Source organism: Sphingobacterium sp. BIGb0116 (assembly GCF_024808035.1).
Taxonomy (GTDB): Bacteria; Bacteroidota; Bacteroidia; order Sphingobacteriales; family Sphingobacteriaceae; genus Sphingobacterium; species Sphingobacterium paramultivorum.
In genome coordinates this window covers 1-16,955 of record NZ_JANUDT010000011.1, presented here as the reverse complement: position 1 = coordinate 16,955, position 16,955 = coordinate 1, and the positions used below count along the sequence as shown (strand labels likewise).

At 39.3% G+C, this 16,955-nt stretch carries 13 protein-coding genes; 7 read left to right on the top strand and 6 right to left on the bottom strand.

Going from position 1 to position 16,955, the window contains the following annotated elements:
- Positions 1-28: 28 nt before the first annotated feature.
- Both M2419_RS23035 and M2419_RS23030 read right to left on the bottom strand, forming a co-directional pair.
- Complete coding sequence (locus M2419_RS23035) at positions 29-337, bottom strand: hypothetical protein (protein ID WP_259255687.1); 309 nt, start codon at positions 335-337, stop codon at positions 29-31.
- A 10-nt stretch (positions 338-347) separates the two neighbouring features.
- On the bottom strand, positions 348-1,403 hold the full coding sequence (locus M2419_RS23030) for a hypothetical protein (RefSeq protein WP_259255686.1): 1,056 nt from the start codon (positions 1,401-1,403) through the stop codon (positions 348-350).
- Positions 1,404-1,768: 365 nt separating this feature from the next.
- Between M2419_RS23030 and M2419_RS23025 the strand changes: the two genes are divergently transcribed.
- The 4 genes from M2419_RS23025 (at position 1,769) to M2419_RS23010 (ending at position 5,060) form a co-directional block, all read left to right on the top strand.
- The gene (locus M2419_RS23025) at positions 1,769-2,464 is read left to right on the top strand and encodes a hypothetical protein (protein WP_259255685.1); all 696 of its coding nucleotides are present in this window, start codon (positions 1,769-1,771) and stop codon (positions 2,462-2,464) included.
- Positions 2,461-3,546, top strand: a complete 1,086-nt coding sequence (locus tag M2419_RS23020; protein ID WP_259255684.1) for a hypothetical protein — start codon at positions 2,461-2,463, stop codon at positions 3,544-3,546. The genes M2419_RS23025 and M2419_RS23020 overlap by 4 nt, the downstream gene beginning before the upstream one ends.
- Before the next feature lie 393 nt (positions 3,547-3,939).
- Positions 3,940-4,683: a MauE/DoxX family redox-associated membrane protein gene (locus tag M2419_RS23015; protein ID WP_259255683.1), complete on the top strand. Its 744-nt coding sequence runs from the start codon at positions 3,940-3,942 to the stop codon at positions 4,681-4,683.
- Entirely contained in the window at positions 4,677-5,060 is a 384-nt protein-coding gene (locus M2419_RS23010) for a hypothetical protein (RefSeq protein ID WP_259255682.1), read from the top strand. The genes M2419_RS23015 and M2419_RS23010 overlap by 7 nt, the downstream gene beginning before the upstream one ends.
- Positions 5,061-5,119: 59 nt before the next feature.
- Here the strand turns inward: M2419_RS23010 and M2419_RS23005 are convergent, their stop codons facing one another.
- The 4 genes from M2419_RS23005 to M2419_RS22990 form a co-directional block, all read right to left on the bottom strand.
- The gene (locus tag M2419_RS23005; protein WP_259255681.1) at positions 5,120-6,478 is read right to left on the bottom strand and encodes a RagB/SusD family nutrient uptake outer membrane protein; all 1,359 of its coding nucleotides are present in this window, start codon (positions 6,476-6,478) and stop codon (positions 5,120-5,122) included.
- Positions 6,479-6,491: 13 nt separating this feature from the next.
- Positions 6,492-9,704, bottom strand: coding sequence for a SusC/RagA family TonB-linked outer membrane protein (locus tag M2419_RS23000; RefSeq protein WP_259255680.1), 3,213 nt, complete (start codon positions 9,702-9,704; stop codon positions 6,492-6,494).
- Positions 9,704-11,722, bottom strand: a complete 2,019-nt coding sequence (locus tag M2419_RS22995; protein ID WP_259255679.1) for a TlpA disulfide reductase family protein — start codon at positions 11,720-11,722, stop codon at positions 9,704-9,706. Before M2419_RS22995 ends, M2419_RS23000 begins: the two co-directional genes overlap by 1 nt.
- 153 nt (positions 11,723-11,875) lie before the next feature.
- Entirely contained in the window at positions 11,876-12,250 is a 375-nt protein-coding gene (locus M2419_RS22990; protein WP_259255678.1) for a hypothetical protein, read from the bottom strand.
- A gap of 637 nt (positions 12,251-12,887) precedes the next feature.
- Here M2419_RS22990 and M2419_RS22985 point away from each other — a divergent pair.
- The 3 genes from M2419_RS22985 to M2419_RS22975 all read left to right on the top strand — a co-directional run bounded on the left by M2419_RS22985 (position 12,888) and on the right by M2419_RS22975 (position 16,339).
- Complete coding sequence (locus M2419_RS22985; RefSeq protein ID WP_259255677.1) at positions 12,888-13,445, top strand: helix-turn-helix domain-containing protein; 558 nt, start codon at positions 12,888-12,890, stop codon at positions 13,443-13,445.
- A 634-nt stretch (positions 13,446-14,079) separates the two neighbouring features.
- Positions 14,080-15,480 (top strand): AAA family ATPase, encoded by a 1,401-nt coding sequence (locus M2419_RS22980; RefSeq protein ID WP_259255676.1) that lies wholly within the window; start codon positions 14,080-14,082, stop codon positions 15,478-15,480.
- Positions 15,455-16,339, top strand: coding sequence for a DUF4435 domain-containing protein (locus M2419_RS22975; RefSeq protein WP_259255675.1), 885 nt, complete (start codon positions 15,455-15,457; stop codon positions 16,337-16,339). Before M2419_RS22980 ends, M2419_RS22975 begins: the two co-directional genes overlap by 26 nt.
- Positions 16,340-16,955 lie beyond the last annotated feature (616 nt).

Here is a 16,955-nt window from a genome sequence, read left to right as displayed (position 1 = left end):
CTAGCTGACACAAGCAGAAAACTTTACGCTACTCCAATAGGTAGTTCCAATCGCTTATGCTGGACGAAACATCCCAGCTCAAGACCGTTTTTTTATAACGCTCAAAATTGTCCTTTTTCCATTTGGTAATATGGTACCCTTCACAGAGCCTGCAATAGTAGGCTCTGCGGCAAGCCGGTTTTCCCATGCGATGTTTGATGCGTTTACCATTGGTGACATTTTTGACACGCGAGCGTAATTTAAAACGGAACATCGCATATTGGGCGTCTAACCGGGACGGGAATGCCACCTTTCCAGTGGCCCGGCATTTCCAAGTATTGCTTTTCATGCTTTCCATAATCAATCTGTTAAAGGTTATTATTTATTGTATTCTCTTTTTCAATAGGTACCTGGAGCATGACCCAGTCTTTTATCCTGCGGGAAATGGTCGACGAAACCACAAAACTGTCGATAGCACCAAACGGTACATGCAAAATGATCCGAAGCCGCCCGCCCTTCATTTGATAGCAGGCCTTGACCATGTCCAATGGAATCGCGTGATGCCGGTCTATTTTCTGTACAAAGCCGTGGGTATCGCGCACAATTTCGCTCAGACTACGCTGTTCACAGCCTTTGCTATCTTCCATATCTTCTTTTAGGTATAGCTTAACGATAGGCGTATTATTGGTCTTCTCAAATAGAAATATACCCAGCTCCGTGTACATAATCTTTTTTGTAAGGTATTTGTTGTTGATCACAAACTCCTCCTCTGCCGGATTTATCGATTTGAGCTGCGTCAGATCAATTTCCTCCACAGCATCCGTTTCCTTACCATTCTCATCGGGCGATGCCGGATCTATAGGATCATACAAATCAAAAGATTGTGCGTCAATTTGCGCATCCGCATTGACAGCTATGCTATTCTGCCTTTGTAAAGTACGCTCCAACCGAATCAGATATCGTTCCCTTTTCCGATAAATACTCCAATAAAAAAAGGTGATATAGAGCATATTAAAAAGCAGTATACAGACAAAAATCACCAATAAAGGCAGCCATATCCATTCACTTTTAGGTGCTGCAACAGGCTTGAGGATACCAAATAGGGCTACGGTTGGCAGCAGTACACAGAAAAAGAACTGTGTGCCCAGCCGATCGCCCATGTGCAGCAGCCAGCTTTTCTTTTTGTCCAACAGCTTGATCCCCCATCTTATATAAAAGAGTGTCAATGCCGCGATAATTACATTAAATAGATAACTTACAATCAGTGGTCTGCTATCAAACCAGCCTGACAGCGCTGTTACCGCACCGATATACCAACAGATGCCGCCAAAAAGAAACGAAGCGATCCACACCCAGATGAAATCTGGATAATATACGTGCATCTCTGTATCTTTAGCATCCTTGACCTGTTGGTTACTTTCCATAATGTACTGTTAATTTCAACGATTAACCTTGAACTGATCGATAGATAAATGCAGGCGAGGCTAATGCTTTCCAAAAATCTCCTATTAAAAAAATTTCTGTATACTAAATTTAGCCATTAATTCTTTTAAACAGTACCCTCAGATCGATAAACCACCCTTTTGTGTCCTTCCAAATACGCAGAAACACACCTTTTTAGCTTATAAACACGTTCTTTATTGTATAAAATGAATGCTTCGTTACAGAAAAAGAGAGTTCGATGCGAAAAACATACGCTTATTGAAATAAAGATAATATTCAAACCAAATAGCATGCGTTATAGGTAATTTTAATTTGATATCAAACCATTGATTTAACAGCCCTGCGTATGAGACCTCCCATGCATTTTTTCAGACGGATCAGCCGCAATCACATCCTGATTTTTATCGCGATCGTGGTGACTGTATATGGATCCTTTTTAGCGTCGGCATTTTACCTAAAGGTTTATAGTATCGGTGTCCTAGTCCTGCTGATCCCTTTTTTGGAAATCCGCAGCCACCATGTGGTACTTCAGCTTTTTGCTCTATTTTTTATTTGCATTCAGATCTGCAGCATAGCAGTGTATGACCGCTTACCCTACGAACTACTGCTCAGCTCGCAACCGCTGAAGCCAGCATTTAAACATGCCTTCCCTATCGCCCTCGGCAGCTGTGCGGTAGCCCATTTAATTTTCTTTAAACGTGCCAACCTGATTACGCTGTACGCCATCCAATTTCCACTGATGCTCCTGGCCTGTACCTGGTATATCCGGATGAACCTTATTATGAATAATTGCCAAAAGGTCGATAGCCCCAAAGCGGTCTATATCCAGGCCGAAGTGATCCAAAAATGCCCGGTCTGCTGCGATATACATGAATTATTGGTGTCATTTACGTATGAAGATGAGAAATACCAATTTCCGGTCGAGGTACATCCAAAGACTTTTGAGCAGGCAAAAGAGGGCGGCAAGCTGAACATGACACTGCATCCGGGTGTATATGGCTGGCCGTGGTATCACAAAGAAATGAAAAGGAGGTACAAATGATCACAAGCTTATATCCCCTGATGCTTTTAATAGAGACCTTTGCCCATATCAGCCCTTCCAGCCGAACCAAACAACTGGAAGCAATCGCTTCTGCCTGTACCGAACATTTGAACGACGCCCTGGCCATCCATCGGCAATATACCCATGCCGATCAGGCGATCCGTGGCATACAGCTCTACCATACGCAGTTGCTTCGTCTGCATGAAGTATTATACACCTGCTGCGATCTGTCCATTTCTGAGGAACTCAATGCGCTTCATCGGGTGGAGGAACTACTGGAAAGTGTAGAATTTTTATTTAAGAAAGATATCAATCCCCTGACACCGCTACCGCAACATCATGAAAAACGCATCAGGCAATATATAGATCTTCACCTCGAAGACAGCTTAGAGAGGTTAAGGCTTAAACAGATTCCCCAAGCTTATCTGGATGAAGTGCATTCCGCCATTGAAAGCCTTTTCCAGCGGGGCAAAATACCCTACCTGCAATATCATCATCAGCACTACCTTGTTCAGCTGATTGATGCGCTCAGGCAACTGGCCCAGGACGAGCGTCAGCATAAAAACTGGCCTTCTCGCTTTTTGATCTTGATGATCAATTTTAATTTTAACCATATCGGCTTTTTAAATCGCTGGAAGGAGTTCTACGAAGCTGACCCGGCCGCTACCGACAATCTATTGCGGTATCCGCAGCATTTTTCCGCCATCCCAGGCTTTGCCTATGATCCCAACCGCAGCACGCTGCTTATGCTGATGTGCCAATATATTGAAATGGAAACGGCAGATGATAAGTCATCCAGTGCTGTTCCCTATCGGTTTATCCATAGCAATCTGAATGGCAAGGAGCTTAAACTCTGGCTACATTTATGTGTGAAGGCCAAAGTCATGCGCTCGTCCGAGAAAAAGGAAGCTGCGGAAGAATTCTCAAAACTCGTGAAAACCAAGGAAGGCATACTGCTTTCGATACACAGCCTCACAAAGATGGACAGAGGCAGCGAATTTCCCGCTGCTGTACACCTACGCAAAGTACTGAAAACGATGCTGAATGAACTACACGAAAAGTTCCCCGAATTAAATGGATAAAAATCCATCCTAATTTTAAAAAGCAGGGGTATTCCCACGTTACCCCTGCAATCGCAGGATTGACCAAGATTTAAATCTTGTTTAAAATCATTTCTGTCAGCTATTTTGCTGCGCCATGCCCATAGCGGCCGTTTCGTTTCCAATTCCCCTAACCCTTACATACAACTATTTAAAACCGTATTTGTAGGCTCAACAAGGCCTATCTACTACCCCTGCGGTCGGCTGATATCCGATCTATCTTTGTTTTGAAGCGTACGAAAGGTAGAAGTTGACGCTGAAGCAGGCCGCTGTACCCGAGCAGGGCGCACAGGTATGGTGCCCTGTTTTTGAAAGAAAAAATAATAAAACCACGGGAGGAAATAATAAATACCCCCGGTAGAAATAATTAAAGCTATGGAAGCGAACAAAACCAATACAACAATTTACAAAATCCTCCGGGCGGCGATGATCCTCTTTTGGGTTTATGTAGGTATTGAAAAACTCTGGCAGCTCAGTGCATTTCATATTGCACTACAGCAACAACCGGTCATTAGCATCCTTGCGCCAATACTTTTTTGGCTGCTTCCGCTGCTGGAAATTAGCATCGGAGCTTTGCTTGGGTTGCCTACACGTCGCCTACAGCATTTGGGCTGGATAGCATCGACTATCATGATCACTTTGTTTTCGATTTATATTGCCCTTGGCGTCCTCGATGTGTATGACAAGAAACCGTGTATGTGTACCAGCTTTCTCAGTCATATCTCCTGGACAGCGCATCTGATCTTTAACCTCGTTATTCTTGGTCTATCGCTAGCAGGGCAAATACTCAATCGTAAGGTTTTGCTTCACGGCCGAAACAACTTAAGCAACAAGACCGCTGTCGGCCTCTTTCTCACGTTTATTATAGCAACAGGAATCCTAAGCTATAAAAACACAGCATTTAAACCAACACATGAAATCTGGTTTATGCCAGACAGCATACGCCATTCTCCAGTATATGACAGCGTCAGTAGGCCTATAGTAGGCAGCCTGGCATACAGATACGATCGGTACACAGAACCGTACCGACAACAAATATTCACTAAAACGTTTGCAGGTCAAAACTTCACCAATCAATTATTGGCATGCAATACAGAAAGGAGGGTAGCATTATGCTAACCAAATTTTTAAACAATTATGGCTACATGATATTAGGCGGAGCCATGATTATCGGATTCTCAGCATTTAAAGGTGCTGAGGCTTATGCAGGGAAAAAATTAGATCCTGTAACTATTTACTTCCATGGTGATCCTCAAGATGAGGATCAGGTTAAAGACGCCTCGCGTTGGAATACCACGCCCAATGATGAGGACTGTAACAGTGCAAACGTTATGGCTTGCTCTCAGGTTGTCGATGAATCTGATCTGAATTCTTCAGATCAGCTGAATCCAGCAAAGATTCAACTTGGCGCTACCGCAACTTCTGGAGGAAACTATATCCCATCTAGAACCGGTGGCAGCAGCTCAACTACATTTACCCCAATCAATAGGGGATAAATGAAAGGAAGGGGTAATCCGATCGGACTGCCCCTTCCCTATTTGTATCTACATTTTCTTTATTTCGGATTTTGTTGCATTCCCGTCAATCTAATAATATCTTCAGGAAGAGGAAGCGCATAAGCGTTGGAGTTTGGCTGTAAAGTAATCAATTGCCCATTTAGTTTCCTTGTTATTAAAATCTCTCGTCCTTCTGCATTCAACCGTTTAAGATCCATCCATCTTAGCCCCCTATACAGCAATTCCTTTCTTCGCTCTTTTAGGATTAAAGCCAGTGCTTCTCTTTTGTCTTTTATCACATAAGGAATAAATGTGCCCGTTTTATAGCGATACCCGAGTAGATGGTTTAAGTCTGCCATTCCTGCCTCTACATTTCCCATTCTCACATTGCATTCCGCACGCATAAGATACAGCTCGTCCATTGCTATTCCCGAAAACATTTTAGAAGATCCTGCGTAACTGCCTTTGAAAGTAGTCGTTCCATCGGCTGCTACTTTAAAGTATGCTGACCTGCGTAGATCATTACTTTCATAAGAACGATACAGGAGCGTATCAGTCAATGCGCGCGAACTTGTCAAATTGATACTTACTAATAATTCAGCATAAAATATAGTCTCTTTATTAAAAATCGTAAATGGGTAGGACGCTGTCATCTTTACTTCCGATAAATTATTAAAATCAAGCAGGTCAGCATTGTATTTTAGGGCTAAATCAACATAATAATAGGCCGAATCGTAGACCTGCATCGATAAGTAAGCACGAGCCAATGTAGCATAAGCCGCATACTTATTGGGACGCATGACATGACTGGTTTTCTCAGGAAGCATAAGGCTACATTCTTTCAGGTCTGTGATTACTTTTTCGTAACACTCCGCTATGGATGACCGATACGATTGTTCATGAAAATCCGAGCTGTTCCGCAGCACAATACCCATATTTGTTTTTGATTCTTGGGTATAGGCTTTTGAATAGGTCCATAATAAAGCCAGATATTGGCTCGCCCGATAAAATTTAGCAGAAGCATAAATGGCATCATACTGATTAGCATTACCTTCATTTCGATTGCTCTTTTTTATACGGTCCAACACAAGATTGCTATTGTAGATCGTATTATAAGAGGAGGACCAGTCATTTCCGAAGTTCATATGATCATTCTGCCAGATATAAGTCTGTTGGCCATAGTCAATCAATGCATCATATGCGGATTGGCTCAGGTAATAATTATCTGCCGAAGCTTCCCCAAAAGAAGGAAACTTCAGATTCATGATCTGGCTATCATCCAGTAGCTTTTGTAAGTCGTCCAAGCTATTGGGTACAGCCAAACCATAGTTTGACTGTACCTCTAAATATTTTTGACAGGCGGACAAGGACAAAACGACTACCCCTAGCCACAATATGTTAAGAAATCTTTTCATCATTTACGTTATTAGATCAATAATCAATTTTTAATCCGATGGAAAATGTCTTCGGTGGACTTAATCGGTACGGAAATTCCGGGTCGATACCAATCTTATTTGCACGCCATAGCACCCCTAGATTGGCCGCGTTTGCCGACAGCCCCATATTAAATGCACGATTTCCAACGGTATACTTACCTTGCCAGGTCAACGAAACATATTCCAGCCGCAGATGATCCCCTTTATAGACATTGATATCAGCATATTGATAGAATGCATCCGACATTGATTTTATAGGATATTTCATACCCGGAACCTGCGTATGTTGTTCATCCCCCGGCTGCTGCCATCGCTGATCAAAATCCGGGTAGGCCGTACCGTTGGCAAACAATGAAAAATAGGACGTCACAGGACGCCTGACGTAATAGTCCCCCTTGTAACTGATATTGAAAGAAAAAATCAGTGTTTTCCAAGCCAGGGTATTGATTATATTCCCAAAGACCTGCGGTTTGGAGGATCCAAAATACACGATACTTTCGTTTCCCTCCGGCGACGCATTAGCCAGGTTGCGTATGGCGGTATAATTTGTACTTAGCTGACCATCCAGCAGGCCCTGCCCTTCCCCAAATTCATTCAACCCCATCCATTTATAAGCAGCCAATGCGTTCAGTGGTTTACCGACGATCGGTGTGATGGTATTTCCACTCGAGAGAAAGGATGTGACGCTGTTTTGCAGGTTGTAATATTGCGTTGTTTTGTTCCTATTCAGGCTTAATATCATTCGCGTATCCCAGTTGACCTTTCCGCTTATATTCTTTGAATTTAAGTCAATGTCAAAACCTTGCCCCCGCATTCCTGCCAAATTCTTGACAACTGTACCCTGTAAGCCCCATGCCGTATAATCGTATTCGCTCAGTCCGTATAGATCTTTGCCTTTCTTTACATAGTAATCAATACGTCCGGACAATCTTCCTTTTCTTACTGAAAAATCCAGACCAAAGTTAGTGGTTGCCACTCTTTCCCATTTTAGCAAGGGATCGTTCAAGGTACTTATCTGATACATTGGATAGCTGGTATAAGTTGCCGAACCGATATAGGCAATTGGATCTGGCGACCGTCGTAGATCGACATTACCACTGGTTCCATAGGTTGTCCTCAATTTTAGATAATCAAACAGGGCCAGCTTAAAGAAAGCCTCCTTATGAATGTCCCAAGATCCGCCTACGGACCAGAGCGGCGACCATTTATCATTGGTCGATGCACCAAAGATATTAGCACCGTCTTTACGCAAGCTCATAGATAGGCCATAGCGGTCCATAAATCGGTCGCTTATATTGGTATAAAGTGATACAAATCGATTTACATTTTTAAAAAATTGCGGTGCTCCCGGTATCCGCCGCATCCCATCATCTGGCAACGTTGGAAAGCGAGTTACAAAGTCTACCGAAGTGCTTGACATCGGCAGTTCATTGTATCCATAGGCCGTATAGGAATTTGTGTTCGATCTATTCTCCCGTACCTCGCCACCAAGAATACCGACCAACAGATGCCGACCAATCGATTTGTTAAAATCAATTTGACCACGTAGCGTGTAAGACCTGCCCTCAGCAGCGGAGTACCGTTTTATACCACCGAGTGGAATGTTATATTTTGTAGCTGTGGTACCCGTACCGCTGATGGTAAACTCATTGATCCACTTACGTGCTTCGTAACTTTCCAAGGTATTCAATTCGTTATTTTCTGTACGCTGCTGCTGAATCTGTCCACCGACATTCAGGTGTAGGTAAGGCAATACCTTATATTTCAGGTTCAGGCTCGAAAACCATTCATTATTCTGCCGTCGGTCTCTCGCATATTTGTATTCCGACAGTGGATAGTAATCCCATGGCAGATAACCACTTGTATAGTTTTCTTTCAGATAACTGGCCCTATATTCCTTTTCAAATGGGATTTCACCACCATCCTCATTTAGAAACTGAAGATATGGCGCCTGCATACTGCTATAGCCTAACGATGAGAATTCAGGTTTGCCTTTTCTGCTATCCTGATTGGTATACAGCACCTGGAGATCCAACTGTAAATTGTCGGTAGGTCTGAAACTATTGGACAGCTGGATATTGATCTTTCTATCAAAAGCATCCAGTTCGGAATTATTCCCCGTATACCCAATACCAAACCCATACGAATTGCGTGCCCCCCCGCCCGAGATATTCAGCGCGTGCTGATTGACAAACGGAACATTATAAAAAGCATCCATATAGTTTTGTCTTCCATTTTGTACCAAGAGTTTAGCTATCCCGCTGGCTGAATCTGCCGGAGAAATAAGATTGCGCTTGCGTCTATCCAATAGGTCGATCACTGGTGACTGTGCCAGATACGGCTGGTATAGCAATTCCGAATCGTAATACCCCTTTTCAAAAAGATATTTTTCGAGTGCGATAAAATCCGCATTTTGGGGCTGATAAATTTTATTCAGATCGCTATTTTCCTTCAAAATCACTGTATTTGACAATGTTATTTTTGTCTTCTGCTCTTTGGAAAAAGCACCTTTTTTTGAAGTCATGACGATAACACCGTTCCCGGCGCGCGCCCCCCATATGGCACTCGCCGCAGCATCTTTCAGGATGGAGACACTTTCAATATTATTGGGGTCAATATTACTGATATCCCCCTCATAGATAAAGCCGTCGAGCACAATGAGCGGATCCAGGTTTCCGTTAATTGTACTCAAACCTCGAACAGAGATATTCAGTTTCTGGAGGTCAGCATTTTGAATCGGCTGATTGTCGAAACGAATTGCTGTTGTCATATTATTGAGCCTATCCAGAATATTGGTTCCTACCTGCTGATTGAGCATCTTATTATCTACCACATCAATGGCGCCTGTCACCTCATTGGCTTTCAATGTCTGATAACCTGTACTGACAATAGCCTCTTCGAGATAAGTCTCTTTGACAGAAAGGGCTAACACCTTATTCTTCTCAAAAAATCCGGCTACTACTGTCCTATCTAGATAACCAATACAACTGATCAATAAAGAATCTTTATGATCACCTACCTGAATAGCAAATTTTCCTTTCAGTGAACTTGCAGCCTGATTATGCAAAGTTTTGTTCCGGATAGATGCCCCCACTAGCTCCCTGCCATCTTTCGCTGAAACAATTGTACCCTGTATCCAAATTTTTTCCTGAGCCTTGCCCATGAAAAACAATACGCTTGTAAAAAGCGCTGTCAACAACACTTTCATTACTTCGTATGTTTAGTGGATACGGTGTAGAAATAAGGATATTCACCATTGTATTGTGTTGGCGTAAGCCTTATGCCGTGCTGCTCCAGCGCAGCTATCTTTTCTTTGATAGACAGATCAAGAAAGTTTCCCGGCAAACGCAGATCAATCCGTTCGGCACTTTTGCCCTCAAAAATTACCGGCTTATCCAAAACAGACCTAATGAAACCAATCACACCATTTAGGGGCATATTTTGCATGATCAAAGATTCATTGCCTTTATCCACACTATTCATATACATTCCGCCCTTGGTTTTCCATAGTGGACGCGATACATCCAGCGAAAGTGCGTATGCCGCAACAACACCATTTTTTCGCTCAATTGCGACATTAAATCGTTGAATCAAAGCATTTCTAAAATAATCGAATGCTAACTCCTGTGTGATACTATCGCGCAGGTAGAGCTGATACCAAAACTGTCCTTTTGTTGTTTTAAAATCGTATATGAGGTTGATAAATTCCTTGTTAATCTGATCATCAAAAACGAACAGGCTCGATTGTACCCCTTTGAATGCATCAGGAAAAGCCAGCTGGTAGCAAGTATTCAGAAAGTAATTGCCCACCTGAAACAGCGAGCTTCCTTTGCTGTAGGACACAGCGGGATACACACCGAGATAATTCTCCCGATAACCCGCCATGACCGAGCAAAATAAAAGTCCCGTCGTATCCACCAAAGGCTGCGTGTTTATCCGGGCAGTATTTTTGATTTCCGATTTTTCGATAAACCGGCTTGACACGCCAGTTTTCAAAAAATCCTGAATAATATCCTCTGTGATAGAACTTGCGTATGAATTGAGGACAAATTCACCCTCGGGATTGATAATTCCTATCGTTGGCAACGTATTATGCGGAAAAAGTGACGTAAACAAGGTATCATTCAGTATTGTCGGCAATACCGGTGTGTAATTAAAGTCCTCTTTATATTTCTTGAATCGCTTTTTTATCCGCTCAGGGGTATCCTTATTGCGCTTACTATTGACCATCACAACCTGTACCTTATTCTTAAAGCGCTGCTGGATCAATTCCATGTCGGGAATACCTTCAATGCAGCTCGGGCAGCCTGTGGACCAAAAATCCAGCAGGATCAGTTTCCCTTTCAAATCAGCGAACTTGATTGTTTTCTTTTTCCCATTAAAATAGTTCAGTTCGAGCGGCTGGTCCCATACCGCATCCGGGATCTTATCGCCCGGTTTTAGCGCAACGAGACTGGATAGCACATCGGCCCCGCTGTCCTTGCGGGGCGTCTGAGCTGATAAACTAAACATAGAAACTAAACATAAAAACAAGCATGACAAAACCATGCGATAGGCACGCTTATAATCTGCAACGAATAAAAGGCATTTTAAAGCCCGTTGAACAACTGGACCTATCAATCCAAGCAAAGTATTAGCTCGAAACACCAAAACCTTACAGATCGACTTAAAGAACCTTAAAACAGATCGTTCAGATTCTACTCCATAAGTCAATCTAGCATCTCCCACCTGCTGAAAATCTTCGACCATCTTTTGAGCAATTCCTGCCGAATTTTTACATTTTATCGGATTTTCATCGGGTCGGCATCGGGTTTTGATCGGTGTAGCCCGATGAGATCCCGATGAAAATTCGATGCCAATAGCATGAAAGGCAGAAGCTGGGGCGAAGTTGGTCAGGCAAAAGTCCGAAGAAGGTGATACCTCTTCCCCTCTTCGGCTGCCCTTTGGCTCGGCTTCGAGACTTCTTCGGGACATATTCGAGACAGGCTTAGCACTTCTTCGGCTCGGCTTCGGCAGGGCTTCGCGTACGCTTCGACTCCCACCCGAAGCGCAGTCGAACAACAGTCGAAGCGTTCCCGAAGAAGAGGCGACTCTGGTACGACGCAGTGTCGAACGATCCTCAAACAAAAGCCGAAGGCTGCCCGAATAATCTGCTTTTTTTATTAGGTTCTGAGCGCTAATTTTACAGCGCTTTTTGAGCCGGATCGAAGTACCTTTAAAGTACATTTTTCCTTGTCTAATTTTCTTACGCAAATTTTGCGTAATTAGTACTATATCTGTGCTTAAGCAGTGCTTCACAGGTACTTGAAATATATAGGTTATATAGCCCATTAAAAAGGCTAAAAATTTCAGGATATTCATTATTTAGTTTGTTGGCGGTTATTTCGATAACCGACCGAAAAACTCAGCGACTTTCTTGCTCAATCCTAGATCTTTTCCGATGCGCTCTTCAGCTTCCGCTGACAGTTGCATTTGATGCAGGTCTATATTGCGATGATAGACGATACAATAAGCTATCAACACCCGATACAATGCGGTTGCAAATTCTTGCATTTCCTCATCTTTTAAGAGCCTATTTTCTCCTGAGCCACCATCAAGATACGTACTCAATAGCTGCAGTATATTAGCAGATAAAGTCTCTAGCGCATAATGATTCCAGAATGCCTCAATCTCCTTTTTAGGGTCATAATCGACTTTATGGACTTCATAAATCATCGAATCAAAAGCAAATTGTAGCACTAAAATCCTGTTCATTTTTCAGTCTGTAATCTTTAACCGAAAGTACATAGCATCCCCTCTCCGATCGAAATCAGCTTTTTATTGGGAGCCTGATGTTACTCAGTTCACATTAGTAATAATTAATTCATTCTGGGAGCCAGACTACGTTTGAATGAGGAATCACAAGGTATATAATATTGGCGTTACGTGGTCCATGGCAAAGAGAAGCCAAATCTTATTTGGCCTAACCAGCCGAGCTACTCGGGGGCAGTGATGATGTTTTTTGATTGTTGTTTTTTGTTCATAACTCGTTTATTGTTAACGAGTCTCTATGAAATATAGGCAGGAAGATGGCCCGCTCCACACTTTGAGATCTTAGTGACACCCAAGGACAAAGGCTTCACAGCAAGACCATCCCCTGCCATTAATCAAATATAGCAAAAGCAGGGCAATGGTTAAAATCTTGCCGTCTCGCGCCTTGGGTGTCAACTTCGATCTACGAGACTCTTAAATATTCTATTTCTTATTACATACTAAATATCAGTATACTTATATACTGATACAAATATAGCCTTTAGTTTTTAAAAAAACAAAATTTGTTTCTTATTTAAAAACAATAAGCCTAATCGAATTTAAGTCATTTGAATACAAATTTTATAACAAATCTATAAAAATGACTAAATTAACGGGAAAAAACTCAAAGGGAAGGAAGCCTAGAAAGGATATGTTTCCAGAAATAAGAAAAATATTAGGTCAACACTTGAGAAAATTAAGGCAAGAAGATAACTTCTCTTTAGATGATATAGCATTTATGTCTAACTTGTCCAAATCTGCAGTTTGGAATGTTGAGGAAGGAATAAGTTATGATATTGACCAATATATGGAATACGCTTCTACGCTCGGCAGAGGATTTTATACCCTTTTTAAAGAGGCTATGATTACTTATTCCGTTGGTCCTAGGTTAGCTTTGCCTCCCGACAGGTTGGCTCGTATCAACTTGACTGCAAAAATTAAAGACATGATTCCCTCGACAGAGTGGTTTAAAGAAGAAACTACCGTGGAGCAAATTGCAACTCTTTTAATTGAAAAAAAAGGCATAGAAAAAAATTCCAAATTGAGCTCATCCATTTCCACTATTTTAGGTAATTGGGTTAAAGAAGGCTTATTAGAAAGCAGAAAAGTACGCAATATAAATTACTATAGATTTAGGAAACCTATAAAGTCCAAATAAATATAATATAATTATCAGGAGAGATTACATTATTTCCAGTTACAATATTATAAAGGTAAGCCCTTAGTAAGACAATTTATAAATTGAATCAATATTTTTTATATTAAAACAATCTTATTTCATCAACGTATTTGTGTTTAGAGAAAAATTTTGATATTTTTACCGAACAAAGATTTAACAAAAGCCATTTTTTTAGCTTATAATAATATTGAAATTTTTTATTAAGTTTTTTATATAGATACTTATTTCAAATAAGAATATAAATATCTTATAGCAAATTCAATTTAAAAAAACAATACAAAATGCAACTGATTTTAAGACGATCATTTATTTAAATAAATTATATTTAGGCCTAATAATTTGTTTTAACAAAACCTCGTACCGGGACGAAAAGAACCTATTAAAGACAAACTTGAAAAATATAATAGTCTGAAATATCTTAAAATAAATTGAATAATTACATGAAAATGATGTTCCTTAAAGAAAAGAAGAGTGATAAGTAGTTTATGATCTTAAATAAATGTACTACTATTGTTCTGTACAATTAAGAAGGAATATAGAAAAATTCAAAATACTAACCATTTTTAAATATAAAAATATAATTAAATTAGATTTTACCAAAAATCATGATAATATGACAAAAGGCATTATAACAAAATTTAAAATTACAAAACTATTTGGATATCAAAATGTAGATATAGATTTTGAAGACAATAAAAAGATTCTCATTGGCGAGAATGGTCTTGGAAAAACCACCATATTAAACGTTCTTTATTTTATATTAAACAAAAAGTTTAAAAAACTTGACAAAGTAAAGTTTGAAAGCATAGAATTACATTTTAGCAATAAATCTAAAGTATATTTAACTAAAAACGATTTAAGTTTTTACGTTAAGCGGCCTTCTAGAACTCAAGGGACTCAATTATATCACATACTTAAGGAAAAACTTAAGAAAAATGATATTGAAAAACTCAAGCAAATAATATTAGACAATAAATCTAACGATCAACATAAAAGATTTTCAATAGTTGAAATACTAAAAAGCATAGATGTAAATATAAAAGCTCCTAATCAATTCATTTATGACTCAATTGTTACATTTATAAATGAATTTGAAGCAGCGAATTTCCAAGACGTAATTGATGTTATTGATAAAAACATAAAATCAAAAATACTATACTTTCCTACCTATAGAAGGATTGAAACTGATTTTGAAAAATTAATCGAAATAAAACGACAATCCCAAATTCAGCAAAGCCACTTTTGGGAAGACGAAGTTGACAATTATGCCATCAACGAAGATGATCACTTAAGATTTGGAATGGAAGATGTTCAGACAAGAATCGACAATCTTACTGAAGAAATTAGAGAAACCTCATTGAAAGGCTTTTCAAAAATAACTGGTGGATTGTTAAGCCAACTTTCTAATGAATTCAAAAACTATAAATTAAAAAATAAACTGGATTTCAAAAAGTTAGAAATCATACTAGAGCGAGTTGGCGACTCAATTAGCCTAACTGACAAGGACGTAATTAAATCTTATATAATTTCAGGAAACAAAAACAACAAGGGCCTCCTTTGCTTAATAGATCAACTTATAGACCTATATAACCAGCAAGAAAAACTGGACGTAGCTATAAAGAATTTTTCCGAAACATGCAACAATTACCTCAATTCTAAAAAATTTGTTTATGACGAAAGCTCTATTTCACTAAATATATACAGAGAAAAATCAGACGAGATAATCCTATTGGAACAACTTTCCTCTGGTGAAAAACAAATTGTCTCCTTATTTTCTAAAATCTTCTTAGAACTTGATGAATCGTTTATTATACTTTTTGACGAACCAGAATTATCTCTATCCATATATTGGCAACAAAAACTACTACCTCATATAATAAATTCAAATAAATGCATTTTTTTGTTAGCGGTGACACACTCGCCTTTTATTTACGACAACGAGTTACAATCTTCTGCCTTTGGATTAACAGACTATATTAATTTTAAAAATGAATCCACAAGAACTACTAAGTAAAAGTCAATCATCAAATGTGGTTTTCCACAAATTCGTTTTACTTCATAAAAATAATAAGTCAGATTTATTTTGTTTTTACGAAGGCAAAGATACGCAATATTATTTCCCCAGAATAAACACAACAGAAGAAAATCATCACCCGATTGTATGTGGAAATAAAAAGTCGGTTTTAGATTCCTACAAACTAATTAAAGAGAAATACCAAAGCTTCAGGACGAAATTTTTTGTTGACTCAGATTTTGACGACCCTATATATCTTGCCGATCTATATGTAACTCCAGGTTACTCAATAGAGAATTTCTACTGTACTCCACAAGTAATATCTAATATCTTAAAAAATGAATTCTTTTTTGATGAAACAGATGAATCATTTAAAGCTATTAAAGAGCTTTTTGAAAAAAGACAAACTGAGTTTCATAACTGCACTAAGCTATTCAATTTATGGTATTTTTCAGCCAAGAAAAAAAGTGACAAATTAGGTATTGCTTCAAAAATTTCCTTAAATGAAAAATTCCCAAAAGAGTTTATCTCTATCTCTATAAGTAATATCTCATCAAACTATTCTCTGGAAACAATCAAAGAAAAATTTCCGGACGCTATCGATGTTACAGAACAAGATTTAAAAGATAATACAATAGAATTCGATTCTAAGCCGCCAAGCTTACGATACAGAGGAAAATATCAAATTGAATTTATGGTAAAATTTTTAAATTTTATTATAAAAGATGCTAATACTGATAAACAAATACTTAAAACAAAGACAAATTTTAGAATTGACCCCGCATTAATTTTATCCCAGTTATCTCAATATGCAGAAACACCTTCTTGTCTTAAAGAATTTGTATCTCAATGTGCCTAATTTACCTTTAAATTCCCTAGATCCGATTAAATCGGATCTAGGGAATTTAATCATTTTGAACAAAAAAGGAGACCATAACGTAAACTCATATCTTTGAAAATAATCAATATTCTATATTAAAAACTAACAGCACTAAAGCAGCAGCTTGCACACTAAACTAGGTACTTTACGTTGAGGATGCTAGGACACAGAGAAACCTTGCTTAAGTTTCTTTCTGAAGGGAGCCACACTTCAGGAAAAATCTGCTTATCTGCGTCGAAATTTACGAAATTAGATGCGGTGTTGTTCACACAAATCCTCCGACAAGAATTACATTAAAATCTTCTTCTTCCCTCTTCTCCAGAAATAAAATTCCTGGGTTATGATATTATGATTGTTGAAATGATTGCAAAAAAAGTAATAATTTCAGGCAGTCGATTACTTAAAATATAGACAAAAATGCTTTACATTTTACGTTACTATGTAGAAAGGAACTAATTGGATATTACGGTTTGATTTGTGCCAGTCATTTCGGTCGGATGGGTTCTTCATCAATTTTGGTGAATTAGGCTGATTTAGCAAGAACCATTTTTCTTAATAACTCAAAGCCTGCCTTCCCATACATTTTCCTTTTGAT

Coding starts and splice junctions, on each gene's coding strand:
- M2419_RS23035 (WP_259255687.1), bottom strand. CDS start 337: ATGGAAAGCATGAAAAGCAATACTTGGAAATGCCGGGCCACTGGAAAG.
- M2419_RS23030 (WP_259255686.1), bottom strand. CDS start 1,403: ATGGAAAGTAACCAACAGGTCAAGGATGCTAAAGATACAGAGATGCAC.
- M2419_RS23025 (WP_259255685.1), top strand. CDS start 1,769: ATGAGACCTCCCATGCATTTTTTCAGACGGATCAGCCGCAATCACATC.
- M2419_RS23020 (WP_259255684.1), top strand. CDS start 2,461: ATGATCACAAGCTTATATCCCCTGATGCTTTTAATAGAGACCTTTGCC.
- M2419_RS23015 (WP_259255683.1), top strand. CDS start 3,940: ATGGAAGCGAACAAAACCAATACAACAATTTACAAAATCCTCCGGGCG.
- M2419_RS23010 (WP_259255682.1), top strand. CDS start 4,677: ATGCTAACCAAATTTTTAAACAATTATGGCTACATGATATTAGGCGGA.
- M2419_RS23005 (WP_259255681.1), bottom strand. CDS start 6,478: ATGATGAAAAGATTTCTTAACATATTGTGGCTAGGGGTAGTCGTTTTG.
- M2419_RS23000 (WP_259255680.1), bottom strand. CDS start 9,704: ATGAAAGTGTTGTTGACAGCGCTTTTTACAAGCGTATTGTTTTTCATG.
- M2419_RS22995 (WP_259255679.1), bottom strand. CDS start 11,722: ATGTACTTTAAAGGTACTTCGATCCGGCTCAAAAAGCGCTGTAAAATT.
- M2419_RS22990 (WP_259255678.1), bottom strand. CDS start 12,250: ATGAACAGGATTTTAGTGCTACAATTTGCTTTTGATTCGATGATTTAT.
- M2419_RS22985 (WP_259255677.1), top strand. CDS start 12,888: ATGACTAAATTAACGGGAAAAAACTCAAAGGGAAGGAAGCCTAGAAAG.
- M2419_RS22980 (WP_259255676.1), top strand. CDS start 14,080: ATGACAAAAGGCATTATAACAAAATTTAAAATTACAAAACTATTTGGA.
- M2419_RS22975 (WP_259255675.1), top strand. CDS start 15,455: ATGAATCCACAAGAACTACTAAGTAAAAGTCAATCATCAAATGTGGTT.